Origin of the sequence: Butyrivibrio sp. INlla21 (genome assembly GCF_900116875.1) — a bacterium.
Lineage (GTDB): Bacteria > Bacillota > Clostridia > Lachnospirales > Lachnospiraceae > Butyrivibrio.
Window position 1 is genome coordinate 56671 of sequence record NZ_FPCC01000004.1, and the last position, 14969, is coordinate 71639.

Annotated in this window: 9 protein-coding genes; 2 read left to right on the forward strand and 7 right to left on the reverse strand. The window is 41.0% G+C overall.

Annotated features, from left to right (window positions below):
* Positions 1 to 27: 27 nt before the first annotated feature.
* Positions 28 to 1530 (reverse strand): UxaA family hydrolase, encoded by a 1503-nt coding sequence (locus BM377_RS02880; RefSeq protein ID WP_092243422.1) that lies wholly within the window; start codon positions 1528 to 1530, stop codon positions 28 to 30.
* 187 nt (positions 1531 to 1717) lie between these two features.
* Between BM377_RS02880 and uxaC the strand changes: the two genes are divergently transcribed.
* Both uxaC and BM377_RS02890 read left to right on the forward strand, forming a co-directional pair.
* Positions 1718 to 3136 carry a glucuronate isomerase gene (gene uxaC / locus BM377_RS02885; RefSeq protein ID WP_092243425.1) on the forward strand — a complete coding sequence of 473 codons (1419 nt, stop codon included), beginning with the start codon at positions 1718 to 1720 and terminating at the stop codon, positions 3134 to 3136.
* A gap of 2 nt (positions 3137 to 3138) precedes the next feature.
* Positions 3139 to 4158 (forward strand): LacI family DNA-binding transcriptional regulator, encoded by a 1020-nt coding sequence (locus BM377_RS02890; RefSeq protein ID WP_330392935.1) that lies wholly within the window; start codon positions 3139 to 3141, stop codon positions 4156 to 4158.
* A gap of 67 nt (positions 4159 to 4225) precedes the next feature.
* Here the strand turns inward: BM377_RS02890 and mnmA are convergent, their stop codons facing one another.
* From mnmA to BM377_RS02920, 6 genes are all read right to left on the reverse strand, one after another.
* Positions 4226 to 5311, reverse strand: a complete 1086-nt coding sequence (gene mnmA, locus BM377_RS02895; RefSeq protein WP_092243430.1) for a tRNA 2-thiouridine(34) synthase MnmA — start codon at positions 5309 to 5311, stop codon at positions 4226 to 4228.
* 60 nt (positions 5312 to 5371) lie between these two features.
* Positions 5372 to 6838, reverse strand: a complete 1467-nt coding sequence (locus tag BM377_RS02900; protein WP_092243437.1) for a cobyric acid synthase — start codon at positions 6836 to 6838, stop codon at positions 5372 to 5374.
* A 58-nt stretch (positions 6839 to 6896) separates the two neighbouring features.
* Positions 6897 to 7385 (reverse strand): large conductance mechanosensitive channel protein MscL, encoded by a 489-nt coding sequence (gene mscL / locus BM377_RS02905; protein WP_092243439.1) that lies wholly within the window; start codon positions 7383 to 7385, stop codon positions 6897 to 6899.
* 117 nt (positions 7386 to 7502) lie between these two features.
* Positions 7503 to 9776 carry an ABC transporter substrate-binding protein gene (locus BM377_RS02910; protein ID WP_177223777.1) on the reverse strand — a complete coding sequence of 758 codons (2274 nt, stop codon included), beginning with the start codon at positions 9774 to 9776 and terminating at the stop codon, positions 7503 to 7505.
* A gap of 62 nt (positions 9777 to 9838) precedes the next feature.
* Positions 9839 to 12271 carry a hypothetical protein gene (locus BM377_RS02915; RefSeq protein WP_092243443.1) on the reverse strand — a complete coding sequence of 811 codons (2433 nt, stop codon included), beginning with the start codon at positions 12269 to 12271 and terminating at the stop codon, positions 9839 to 9841.
* 93 nt (positions 12272 to 12364) lie between these two features.
* Positions 12365 to 14968 (reverse strand): extracellular solute-binding protein, encoded by a 2604-nt coding sequence (locus BM377_RS02920; protein ID WP_092243446.1) that lies wholly within the window; start codon positions 14966 to 14968, stop codon positions 12365 to 12367.
* Position 14969: the final 1 nt, after the last annotated feature.

A 14969-nucleotide genomic window follows, 5' to 3' on the forward strand; every position in this document is an offset into this window, starting at 1 on the left:
AATTATCAGCCCCCTTTTTATGGTCATTCACAATGTCACTCCGCGTTTCCAGATCGCCATATCGTGGAAACCTGCTATCTCGCTTTTTACTTTTTCTCCCGATGCAACGCGAAGAATCTGAACAAAAAGCTCATCCGTAAGATCATCAAATGAGCAGCCGTTTAGGATCTTGCCTGCATTGTAATCGATCCACTTTTTCTTTTTCTCTGCTAGTGTGTTATTGCTTGCTATCTTAAGAGTAGGTACGGGACAAGCAAATGGTGTTCCTCTTCCGGTTGTGAAAAGAACTATCTGAGCGCCCGATGCCGCCAATGCCGTTGCGGCACATAGATCGTTTCCCGGAGCGCACAACAGATTAAGCCCTGATTTATCCGTAACTTCGCCGTATTCAAGGACATTCATAACGGGATACCCGCCTGATTTCTGCGTGCATCCAAGTGATTTATCTTCAAGAGTCGTTATTCCGCCCTGCTTATTTCCCGGAGACGGATTCTCATAGATCGGCTCACCTTGCTTTGTAAAATAATCCTTAAAGCCGTTTATCATCGAGACGGTATCGTTAAATATTGTCTCGTCTTTGCATCTGTTCATAAGTATTGTCTCGGCACCAAACATCTCGGGAACTTCGGTTAATATCGAAGTTCCTCCATGCTCTATTATCCTATCGGATATTCTTCCGACAAGAGGATTTGCCGTAATTCCCGAAAAGCCGTCGCTTCCGCCGCATTTAAGTCCTATCGTAAGCTTGCAAGCATCGACTGTTTCTCTTACATCCTCCGAAGCCGCATCAATCAGCTCTTTTAACAAAACAAGTCCTTCTTCCATCTCATCTTCGGAATCCTGGCAGACAAGGAATCTCACTCTTTCTCTGTCATATTCTCCAAGATAAGGCTTAAGGACATCTATATTGCTGTTCTCGCAGCCAAGTCCGAGAACCAACACACCTCCTGCATTTGGATGCTTAATAAGGTCTTTTAATATAATCCTTGTGTGTTCCTGATCGTCGCCGGTCTGAGAACAACCGTAATTATGAGTAAAAGCGACTACTTCGTCTATGCTGCCTTTAATATAATTGCCGGCTATCTTGGCGAGCTTGGTCGCAATATTATTGACACATCCGACTGTAGGTATTATCCAGATTTCATTCCTAATGCCTACTTTGCCGTTTTTTCTGACATAGCCGTTGAAGGTAGCTCTTTTTGAAGACATCTTTGAAAGCTTTTCTTCGATATCGGCCTTTTCCGGACTGTATTTATAATCAAGGATTCCCTCCAGATTAGTAGCAAGATTATGCGTATGAACCCATCTTCCGGCTTTGATATCCTCGGTCGCATGTCCTATCGGATAACCGTATTTTATTACGTCTTCGCCTTTATTAATATCTTTTATCGCAATCTTGTGACCGGGTTCGATCTTATCAAGAGCTGTTATCTCGCCAACTCCCTCAACAAGAACGACCTCGCCCTTTACTATAGATTCAAGACAAACAACAACGTTGTCGGCAGAATGAATATGTAATGTTTTAGCCATATAAATCCCCTTCATACAGAAATGTAAGCATTTACATTTTTATATTATATTTTCGCGCCTACATCGTCAACAAGTTTTGCAATGGTTTTAAATAAATACCACTTGTATAATATTCCTGATAATTAATGTAAAGGCTTACATAATTTTATAAAAAACACTATAATTAAAAGCGGAGGGTTATTACTAAATGAAGAAATTTATGGACAAAGATTTCCTCTTACAGAGCGAGGCTGCTAAGACTCTGTATCACGATTATGCAGAAAACATGCCTATTCTCGATTACCACTGTCACATCAGTCCCAAAGAGATAGCCGAGGATCGTCACTTTGAGAACATAACTCAGGTTTGGCTCGGCGGAGACCACTACAAATGGCGTCTCATGAGATCTTTCGGCATTGATGAGAAGTACATAACAGGTGATGCATCCGACAAAGATAAATTCCTCATGTTTGCCAAATGTATGGGAAAAGCAGTCGGACACCCCATTTACCACTGGGCACATCTGGAACTAAAGAAATATTTTGGTTATAATGGAATCCTGAATGAGAAGACAGCTGAGGAAGTATATGATATCTGCAACAAAGTGCTTCAGGATCCCGATATGAGTGCCCGTAAGCTCGTTAAGATGTCAAATGTAACCCTCATCTGTACTACAGACGACCCGGTTGATTCACTTGAATGGCACGACAAGATCAGAGAAGATGCTTCTTTTGATGTTAAAGTACTACCCGCTTGGCGTCCCGACAAGGCTATGAACATCACTAAGCCCGAGTTCGTCACTTATATGCAGACACTTTCCGATGTAAGCGGTATCAAGATTGATTCCTTCAAGTCACTTAAGGAAGCTCTCAAGATCAGACTTGATTACTTTGCTTCAAAGGGCTGCAATGTCACTGACCATGCGCCTTCATACGTAATGTACCACCCCGCTTCCGACGATAAGATTGAAGAGATCTTTGCTAAAAGAATGCGCGGTGAAGAGCTTACTTCAGAAGAAGAGCTTCAGTATCAGACAGCTTTCCTTCTCTTTGAAGGTGAAGAGATCGGTAAAAGAGACTGGGTAATGCAGCTTCACTTTGGTTGCAAGCGCAATAACAATACAGTAATGTTTAACAAGATCGGTCCCGATACAGGATACGATGCGATCGATGCTTACTACCCTATGGGCGAGCTTGCCGATTACCTTGATGCTCTTGCACAGAAGAATGTCCTTCCCAAGACTATACTTTACAGTCTCAACCCCAATGATCTTATGATCATCAACACTATGCTAAACTGCTTCAACGAGGCGCCCAATGTTGCCAAGATCCAGCAGGGAAGCGCATGGTGGTTCAACGATACCAAGCTTGGTATGGAACAGCACTTAAAGGCTGTTGCCGAGTCAAGTAACCTGTCAGGTTTCGTAGGAATGCTCACAGATTCAAGAAGCTTTACTTCCTACACAAGACATGATTACTTCCGCAGAATCCTCTGCAACTATCTTGGTTCACTCGTTGATAACGGCGAATACCCTGAGGAAGATATGGATATTCTCGGTGAGATTGTAAAAGATATTTCATACAATAATGCTGTAAGGTATTTCAAATTTCCTTTAGAAACGAGATAAGAATGAGTAAAATGACCATTTACGACATTTCCAAAAAAGCAGGTGTTTCAATAGCCACCGTATCACGTGTACTTAACGGAAGTTCCAATGTTAAGGCCAAAACCCGTAAGAAGGTAATGGACGTTATCGAGGAATGCGGCTACAAACCCAATGCTTTTGCAAGAGGACTTGGCCTTAATTCCATGAAGACCGTCGGCCTGCTTTGCGCCGATGCATCGGACCTTTACCTTGCCAAGGCCATTTATTTTATCGAGAGGAATTTAAGAGAAAGCGGATATAATTCGATCCTGTGCTGTACCGGCTATGAGATTGAATCACGTAAGAATTCGCTTAATCTTCTGCTCTCACAGCACGTAGACAGTGTCATAATGGTCGGTTCCAACTTTTTGATGAATAAACAGGAAGATAATCGCTACATCATTGATGCGGCAGCTTCCGTTCCGATCATGCTGCTTAATGCAGACTTTGATTGCCCAAACGTATACTGCACTCTGTGCGATGACTACAAGGCAACATCGGATGTAACCGAGAAGATGATCGAATCCGGAGTAAAAGACATCCTGTATTTATACAACAGCAAATCATACAGCGGACAAAAGAAGCTCGCAGGCTTTCAGAACGCTCTTCTTACAGGTAACATACCTCTTAGAAAAGAGCTTATCCAATGCTTTAACGGAAGTCGTGAAGATATAGACGGGGTAAAAGATTTTGTTCAAAAGCTATATGATAAGGGAATTCGTTTTGACGGCATCATTACAAGCGAAGACTTCCTCGCCGTCGGTGCCATGAACTTTGCCAAAGCAAATAAGATCAAGGTTCCCGATGAACTTCAGATAATCGGCTACAACAATTCAATCCTTGCACATTGTTCGGAGCCCAACATATCTTCCGTAGACAATCGCCTTGAAGATATGTGCATTCAACTAGTAAAAACACTAACAGGAACACTTAGCGGAAGCGAAATGCCGCAAAAGACGATATTCTCAGGTGAACTTATAAAAAGAGGTTCCACGAAATTTTAAAAGGTATCCGGGTTTAATCCCGGATACCTTTATCTTTTGTAACCACAATCTGTCGTAGCAGCATCCATCAACTGTTACTTATTATTCCTCCGCCGAGAACAACATCTCCGTCATACAATACTGCAGATTGTCCGGGAGTTATGGCTCTTTGACCCTCATCGAAAACAAGCCTTGCTACGCCGTTCTCTTTCTCGGGAGGATAAAGTGTTGCAGGCTGCTCTTTATGTCTGTAGCGGATCTTGGCACTGCATCTTATTTCTGTAGTCGGCATTTCGCCTGTGATCCAGTGAAAATCACGTATAAGCAGCTCTTTTTCAAATAGTTCTTCATTATCCGATAAGACAACTTGATTGTTCTTAACATCAATCTTACTAACGTAAAGTCTTCTGTCTGCGGGAACGCCAAGTCCTCTTCTTTGACCGATCGTATAATTGATAAGTCCGTCGTGCTCACCAAGAACATTACCCTTGGTATCCACGATCTTTCCCTTGGGATAAGTCTTACCTGTATATCTCTTTATCATGCCGGCGTAGTCTCCATCGGGGACAAAGCAGATATCCTGGCTCTCGCTTTTGTGCGATGTCACAAATTCGTTTCCTTCCGCAATCTTACGAACTTCGTCTTTGGTGTACTCGCCAAGCGGGAAAAGAGTGTGTGAAAGCTGCTCTTCGGTTAGATCGTAAAGAACGTAGCTCTGATCCTTATTAAGATCTTTTGCCTTAAGGAGATAAAAATGACCGTCCCTCTCTTCTATCCTTGCGTAGTGCCCCGTAACGATATAATCATAGCCAAGCTCTCTGCCCTTATTGTAAAGGCTGTCGAACTTAAGATATCTGTTGCATCTGATACAGGGATTTGGTGTCTCTCCAACCTCGTAGCTGTGAATGAAAGGCTCTATTACCTTCTGCCTAAACTCAGCTTCGTAGTGATATATGTTATAAGGAATGCCTATCTTGTCGCAGACTGCTCTCGCATCGTTTGTATCATTTATGCTACAGCACGTTCCCAAAAGGTCCATCCCCACTATGTCGTTTTCATAAAGGCGCATGGTACATCCCATGCACTCGTAACCTCTTTTTACAACTTCAAAGGCTGCGACTGAGCTGTCGACGCCTCCGCTCATTGCAATAAGAGCTTTCTTGTTATTACTCATTTCGTTCTCCGTATCACGGCATATTCCGCATATGAGTTATGCGGTCAATCTATGATAATCTCAAACCTTTGCTTTTGACAAGCACGAATAAATATAATCCATATCCATGTGCGCTCTCAAAGTACTTTCAAGGATATCATACTGACTTTCCTTAAACTGTGCATATGAAAGACCGGAACTTACATTTTTGCCAAAATAAGCTGTGATAGCTGCTGCAATACCGCCCTCGTCAAAGAGGCCGTGAACATAGCTTCCGTAGACATTTCCGCCATCACTGAGTATCACATCGCCGTAGACATTATCGCTCTCTCCTGTGGTGATGCCCATGTGTATCTCATAGCCTCTGTATTCCTTATCTTTTATGCTCTCGAAAATACCCTTGGGAAAAGTGGTTGTGCCTGACACCTGTTTTCTTATCTTGTCATCACCTATCTCAGTTTCAATATCAAGAAGTCCGAGACCTGTGATCTCATTAACCGTGGATTCTATATTTGCGGCGTCACATATCTTCTTTCCGAGCATCTGAAATCCGCCGCAAATTCCAAACACCGGCTTATCGAGCACAAAACGCTTTATCTTAGCTTCCAAGCCGCTCTCGCGAAGCCATTTCATATCCATAATGGTATTCTTGCTTCCGGGAAGGATTATCATATCGGGATCGTCAAGCTCATAGACGCTGTCAACGTATCTGACATTAACTCCTTCCTGCATATCAAAAGCTCCGAGATCTGTAAAATTGGAGATTCTGGGATATCTTATAACAGCTATATCAAGTCCGTTTGCAGATCCGAATTTCTTATTTTCAAATTTCTCGGTAAGTGAATCTTCATCATCAACTTTGATATTCATATACGGAACAACACCTGCTGTTCTGATGCCTGTTTTTTCCGTGATCATATCAATACCGGAATCAAGAAGCGTAACGTCTCCCCTGAACTTATTGATGACAAAGCCCTTTATCCTTGCTTTCTCTTTTTCCTCAAGAAGCATGGTCGTTCCGTAGAGCTGAGCAAAGACACCGCCTCTGTCTATATCTCCGACAAGTAAGACCGGAGCATCGACAAGCTCCGCCATCCCCATATTAACGATATCGTTGTCTTTAAGATTAATCTCCGCAGGACTTCCGGCGCCCTCGATAACTATGATATCAACCTGTTTTGCAAGAGTTTTAAAAGCCTTCTTTATATCGGGCAAAAGTTTTTTCTTATAATCAAAGTACTCTCTTGCGGTCATGTTTCCTATGACCTCACCGTTTACAATGACCTGCGAACCCACATCACTTGTAGGTTTTAAAAGAATCGGATTCATGCACACAAGGGGTTCGATTCCCGCGCATTCGGCCTGCATCACCTGGGCTCTACCCATTTCAAGGCCTTCTTTGGTAATAAATGAATTAAGAGCCATATTCTGCGACTTAAAAGGCGCACAGGAATAGCCGTCCTTCTTAAATATCCTGAGAAGGCCGGCAACTATTAAGCTTTTTCCCGCACCCGACATGGTACCTTGAACCATTATAACTTTTGCCATTGTTGCTCCTTAAAAAGAAAAGGCAGCACTTTCATGCTGCCTTTCTATATAGTCCATATTACTCTGTAAGCTCTGATGTACAATGAGGACATCTTGTAGCGTCGATAGCAATCTCTGATTTGCAGCGAGGGCATATCTTTGTTGTTGCAGGTGCCTCTTCCTGCTCCTTCTTGAACTTATTGGATACGTTGTTCATGCACTTAACAAGAGCAAAAATAACAAGAGCCATAAGTAAGAAGTCGATAACTACGGTAATAAATGTTCCGTAATTAACGGTTACGGCACCGGCTTCCTTAGCTGCCTCAAGTGTAGCATATGTTCCACCATCCAGTGTAAAGAACATGTTGTTGAAGTCGATTCCACCTGTGATAATACTGATAAAAGGCATAATGATGTCGTCAACCAGTGATGAAATGATCTTCTGGAAAGCGCCACCGATGATAACACCGACTGCCATATCCAGAACATTGCCGCGCATGATAAACTCTCTGAATTCGGCTGCCAAACCCTTTCCTTTACCTGCTACGTTGCTAATTTTGTCTTTCATACCTTCAATCTCCCATTCCACAATACTTCGCGGTTTCAGTTACAAACAAAATTATAGCACATCTCAGTTAAAATAAAAGAGTTGTAAATACAATTTAGCCCATTTTAGCTAAAATAATCAACCATTCTCGCTGACATAGATCTGAACTCTGCTTTGTATTATCTTGGCGACTTCTTCGGCACTCTTTTGACCCGCGAAGTAAGCCGCAGCTTCTTCCAGGATTATTGTTCCAATTTCCCCATCATAGATCGTCGTTCTGTCCACAGATAATATATAATCGGTAAGCTCATCAATTTCCTCCTGTGTAAGAGGTTTGATCTCTGTCGTCACATCGCCGACAGTCCAAGTCAATTTTTCACCGGTATAATCATCATATGGCTGTTCAAGCATACTTTTGGCATCTGCTTCAAATCCTGCCTTTGTTGAAGGGAATGAAAAATATTTATTGTTTTGGAATTCATCATCAAGTAGTATTTTCAAAAACTCCCATGCAGCATCGGGATATGGTGATTTTGCACTGATAGCGATCCTTGAAGCGGGATAGATAAGAGACTCATTCTGTCCTTCATCATTGGGAAAACCAATGAATGCAATATCTTCACCAAAAATCGCCTGTTTATGTGCCCTAAAATAATCAAATCCGGAAATAGTAAGAGGTTCGAACAAAGCTACATCCGGTCTGAACCACTTTTCAGATTCACTGTCATACTTCTGATAATTTAATTCCTTCGGGAATCTGTTTGCAAACTCAAGAAGTTCAATAAAATTATCGGAATCAAAATTACATTTCTTATTTTCAAGGTCAATATAATTAGTCGTAGCACAAGTAATTCCAAGTCCCAGAATATCTTCCGGAGTGGCAAAACCGAATGCGATCTCATAAGAAGTATTCTTAGCCTTGATCAGATCGTCGCAGTCTTTTAAAGTCAAAACATCTTTTCCGTCTGTAAATTTCTTCTTTGTAACGACGGTTCCCACCGTGAAATCAGGAATAAGAGCATACATCTTATCTCCGGTTGTCATTGCCTTAAGAACATTGGGAAGAAGCTCAATCTTATCTTTATCTTTTTCATAATAAGGCTTTAGATCGACGAAAAGTCCTTTATCACTGTATTTTTCGATCGGCTGTGTGCCAAATGCCATAATGTCGGGAATATTACCGGAAACTATATCCTTATCCAGCTTCTGCATTCCGACGCTCCAGTCTTCATCGGTCATCTCTACGTACTCTACGAGATTGATCTTATATTCATCATTTTCTTGATTGAATTTGGTCACTGCACTACTGATCGTATTATCAACCGCAGTGCTTGCAAGTGTAAGTATTTTCTTTTCTTTGACCTGATCCGCAGGAACCTTGGTAAGTCGCTTGATCGAAACACCGCCGGCACTATCGGGGATGGCTGCAATAAATTCATCATAGCTAAGTGCACATACCGCATCAAGAGCATTTTTAATTCCCAGATCTGAATCCAAATAATCCAAAAGCTTAACGGTTTTGTTAGGCTCACGGTCATAACATGATATTGCATCCTCTGAACTTAAATAAAAATCATGTCCCGCTCCCGCAAATAACAATGTTCCGGGTTCAACGCCCGGTAATTCGGCAGTATCATTGGGAGATAGTTCTCCTTTCTCGATATCATAAATCTGAACATAGAATTTATTATCTACCTGAGAACAAACAAAAGCGCAATCTGTCGCAGATTTAAGAAGCTGAGAATAATCACTTAAATATTCAACTCCCGGCTTTCCGATCTCTATTACGTTCTTAAATCCCTCATCAAAAGAAAAGGTCTCAAGACCTCTGTCGGATATAGCCAAAATGGTTCCGTTCTCCAATTCGATCAAGGAATTTACAAAAAAGGAATCATCCTCTTCCAGCATTTTAGAACAATCATATGTCTGAGTTATGTTTCCTTTATTGTCAAAGCTGACGATCGATTGCTTTGCAGTATCATTTTCATTTTGCTTCTGATAATAGCAAGCCACACCGCTACCGTCAGAAATAAAACTTTCATATTTATAGAAATCGGCATTTTCGGTAGGAAGCGTAAAGCTCGTGAGATTACCGCCGTCAGTATCAAAAGATACATATTTATAACTTGAATGTCCGGATATTATCGAACAATAAATCCTGTCACCAATGTATGATATATTAGATACAAAATCTTCCGGACTAAGCTCAAGACCTTCAACAACAAGGTCTTCACTCTTAAATACATAGTCTTTCTTCTGAGTGCTTGCCTCTTGAAGAATGTTTTCATCCTTGGAATCCTTGGAATCGGAAGAGCCCTTAGCTGCTCCTCCTTTTCCACAGCCTGTAAGAACAGACATTATCATTGTCGCTGTAATAATAAGGCTTATGCCTCTTTTAAAAATCCCCTTCATATTGATTGTTGTTTTCTCTCTTTCTTTTATAAACATTTTTTTATCGGCAATCGGTTCCCCTATCAATTGCTTTCATTTACATATATTGAAGCTCTGTTCTGAATAATCTTTGCAACTTCATCAGCGCTCTTTTGACCGCTAAAGAAAGCCGCAGCTTCTTCCGTAACTATCTTCTTTATCTCGGGATCATTGCCATCAACCTTATCTACCGAAAGAATAAAGTCGGTAAGGTAATCAACTTCTTCCTGTTTGAGAGGTGTGATCTTAACATCCGTACCGCCTATAGGATAAGAATCAGTGTAGTATTCTTTCTCTCCGCTTTCATTTATAGTATAAGGATTATCCATAGAGTTATCCGCAACAAATTTTAGTCCGCTTTCCGTAACAGGAAAACCGTATTCATAATTTCTTTTTGCATAGAAATCATCATACCAAAATCTCTTGAGGAAATCCCATGCCACTTCAGGACACTCACACTGGGCACTGATCGCATATCTCCAATTGGGAATGATAACCGATTCATTAACGCCTTCATCATTGGGACAACCGATATATGAAATCTCATCTCCTAAAATAGCACGTTTAAGCGTTCTGTAATCGGTGTATCCGTAAAGCTGTTTATACATGAACAGCGACTGTCCGCTTCCGTAATTGCTATATGAATCCTCCCCAAGTTTTTCATAATCTATTTCCGCAGGGAACTTAGCCGCAAATTCAAGAAGCTTCTTGAATTCATCACTGTCAAAAGCACATTTCTTATTATCTACATCAACAAACTTATCACCCGCATAGAATATTCCGTATTCAAGTGCGGTGTTCTGATCCATCGGTCCGAAAGCAAGATCGTACTTATTACCCGTCTGAGAAATAATGTCATCGCAGTCTTTGTATGATAAAGTCTTCTTGTCGCCGGTATTTTTCTGACCTGCGAGAACTGTTCCTATAAGGAACTCATTAAACATCGAATATAACTTACCGTCATCGGTCATCATTGCCTTTTCCATGTTAGGAAGGAACTTTATCCCCTTAAGGTCTTCGTCCTTGTCAAACAAAGGTTTTAGATCATAGAAAAGACCTTTATTCTGATATTTTTTGTATGGCTGTTCATCAAAGAACACCATGATATCGGGAACATTTCCCGATACGATATCCATATCAAATTTCTGGATAGCTTCATCGTGCGAACCGTCAACAGTGTTTTCACCGTTTGAATAATCAACGATTTTTATCTGGTATTCATCATTGGTACGATTAAACTTAATGGCTTCCTGACTTACTCTCCAGTCAATAGCGATACCTCCCAAGGTAATTATCTTTTTATCTTTTACATGATCAGCAGGAACCTTGGATAGTCTAACCAGACTGTATTTATAATCAAATCCCGGAATGGCTCCAACAATCTCACCGTCACCGACAGCTGTCATTGTAGAAATACCGGAATCAAGCTCTATCGCTGAGTCTATATAATTGATAAGCTTAACTGCTTCTTTCTTTTCGGCGCTATAACCGTAAATCGCTTCGCCTGTCGAAATATAAAGGTCATAGCCTGCTCCTCCGAAGAAAGAAATACCGAAATCCGTTACTTCATTCAATTCTTCGAGAGGCTCCGAAAGCTCTCCTTTGGCGGGATCAAACTTAAACACGTTGTCTGTACCGCCGAAATCATATGCATAGATCTGATTGTCTTTTCCGTCATATATCCTAAAATAACTTTCTTTATAAGGGCTGTCGGATTTCTGAGTATCAATAACGGTCTTTAAGCCTCCGTCAAAAGAAACCTCCTGAATTCCTTCTGTATCGGCAACATATAGCTTACCGTCACCGGAAATTGCAAGATTAAAAACATTGAAATTATATCCGCCGGCAGACTCATCGGGACAAGCGAAACTGTTTACAACCTTTCCCGAAGCATCATACTGCTCTATAAAAAGATCCTTGTTTTCAACCGAAAACTTATCCGATGCCGTAGGTAGATCCTCATCCGTTGAAGCAGAAGATTCAGATGCAGCATCCGCCGAGGAATCTGTTGATGCATCCTCTGATGAGGCTTCCGCAGCAGAGTCTTTTGACTCATCATCGGATGAAGCATCGCCTCCTTTGGGGGCCTCTCTTAAAGCATAGAAGCCGCCGTCATTATCTATAGTCACGTATGACAGTTCCTCATCTTTGTTTATAGAGAAATCGCTGCTTTGGACGTCTGTACCGTCAGGATTAAAAGTGACAACTTTTGCATTACCGTCTTTGTAAGTGGCGACCAGCTCAATCTTATCCCCTACAGATTTAAGGCCGCAAATATTCGCCCCTTCAAAGTCTATACCGTCAAGATTAATGTCTTCTGTCTTATAAACATATTCTTTTGAACCGGAGCTTTCTTTTTGAAGAACGCTCTCTTCGTTTTTCTTTTTGGAATTACCGCAGCCGACAAGTACCGATGCTGCCATAGAAAAGACCATAGCAAAGCTAAGGCCTCTTTTTAAGATACCTTTTATCTTCATATATACACACCTCTTTTCCTCTTACAAACGCATCTATAAATCACAAATGTCATGGGGCGTCCCCCATGACATTTGTATTAATATCAGTCGGGATCAGCTATTCTCATTGATGTAAATATTGATTCTACTCTGAATGATCTTAGCCACTTCCTCGGCACTCTTCTGACCGCTAAAATATGCTTCGGCTTCTTCGGTTATGATATTATGGACATCCGTGTTATAGTCATAGAACTTATCTATGGAAAGAACATAATCCGCTACGATATCCGCTTCTTCCTGTGTGAGAGGTGAAAGAGTTACTTCTTTACCGTCTATATAATAAATGTCATCTTCATACTCTTTCTTACCGTCAACCATTTTGTAAGGTCTATCCAATGATTTTTTCTTGGCCTCTTCAAAAGCTGACTTAGTTACAGGGAAGAAATATTCTATGTTATTCTGGTACTCATCCGTAAAGAATGATTTTACGAAATCCCAGGCAATTTCAGGATACTTAGTCTGCGCACTGATCGCATACATTCCTGTAGGATAAATAGCTGCCTCGTTAACTCCTTCATCGTTGGGAAGTCCCACTAATGCTATATCATCTCCGAAGATTACCTGCTTATATCTCTTATAATCTCCGAAATGTGAAAAATCGGCAAATGCGAAAAGAGCCTGGTTGGTTTTATAGTAGCCCTCATATTCATCGTATTTTTCATAATCAATTTCGTTAGGGAAGTTATTTGCAAACTCAAGGAGCTTTATAAATCCATCCGATTCAAATGAACACTTCTTATTGGGAGTATCCATATACTTATCACCGGCAAAGATAATGCCCATTCCAAGGGCAGTCTTCTTATCGGTAAGGCCATATGCGGTTTGATAAGTTACATTATTCTGCTTCATGATATCTTCGCAGTCCTGAAATGTAAGGCTGTTCTTTCCCTCAGCGAATCTGGCTCTGGTTATCATAGTTCCTACCATAAATTCGGGAATAACCGTATACATCTTATCTCCGGTAGTCATTGCCTTAAGGATATTGGGAAGAATCTCAATTCCTTTTAGATCTTCATCCTTATCAAATAAAGGCTTAAGATCCATGAACACACCTTTATTACGATACTTTTCAATAGGCAGATCCGCAGAAAGAGCAATTATATCAGGTACATTTCCCGATACGATATCCATATCAAACTGTTGATATCCGGCATTCCAATTTTCATCACTATTGAACTTGGAATAATCAACAAGCTTAATCTTATACTCATCGCTTGCCTGATTGAACTTAACCGCCTTCTCTCTGAACTTGTAATCAATATATACGCCGCCGATCGTGATCACTTTTTTATCTTTAACCTGATCTGCGGGAATCTTGGTAAGTCTTACAAGCTTATAATCGTCTTCAAATCCGGGTATAACAGATATGAATTCTTTATCGCTTATAGCGTAAGCTGCAGGAATAGTGTAATCGGTTTCAATATCGGAGTCGATGTAATCCATAAGCTTAACAATCTCATTTTTGCTTGCGTCATATCCGCAAAAAGCATTCTCGGTTGCCAGATAGATATCGTATCCGTTTCCGCCAAAAAGATTTGATGCATAACCATAATCTTTGGTAAAGCCTTCAATAGGATCTGAAAATTCACCGTTTTCCGGATCAAACTTTCGAATATTGACGCCGGTATCTCCATAATTCTGGGCATAAATCTGGCCGTTAGCTCCTTTATAAAGAGCATATGAATCCATATAAGGATCGTTGCCGTTATCGACAGACACAAGCGACTTAAATTCTCCTCCGTCTGAATATGTCTCAATACCCTTGGTTGATGAAATAAGGAGCTTTCCGTCATCCAATACGAGCAAAGATCTTACGTTGAAATATCCGTCATCGCCACCCTTTGAAGTTATATCAACTTTATCAAGTACATTTCCTTTGTTATCAAACTTAACAAGGAACATCTGCTCTTCTCCGCCTTCGTAGAAGCCCATTCCTTCTTCATGAACCTCGGAGCCATCCTCAGAAGAGCCTGCAGATGAAGCCTCATCTGACGCATCTTCCTTAGATGTATCTTTGGCTGCATCGTCCTTTGATGAATCTTTGGCAGCATTGTCCTTATCCTTGGAAGAAGCTTCTGATGCTGCGTCCGCAGGAGCCTTCTTGGAATCTGTCTTTTCATCCTCTTTAGATGCATCCTTGGCAGCTGCATCATCTTTTGAAGCATCCTTGGAACTTTCTTCGGCTGCCTCATCAACGGATGCCTCAGATGAAGCCTCACCGCCCTCTAAAGTCTGAGGCTGTCCTTCCTCCTCATCATATGATGAGATTGAAAGACATGCATAAAAGCTTCCATCGGGAAGAAATGCAAAACTTGAATAATACTCACCTTTATTGGTCGGAATATCAATAAACTCCACATTGCTTCCGTCAGTATTAAAGGTAATGATCTGAGTGTTGTTTTCATCATAGTTTCCGGTAGCAATATATACCTTGTCACCGATAACATCAATTCCGGTAGGATATCCATTGATCTTTTTATCGCCGATATCGATATCCTCAACCTTATAAACATAATCCTTAGAACCGTTAACGGCCTCATTCAGGATACTGTCATCGTTTTTCTTCTTTCCTTTTCCGCAGCCTGTAACAGCTGCTACAGTCATTACGGTAATAAGAGCTACCGTAACAGACTTTTTCAAGATCCCCTTCATTTTCATA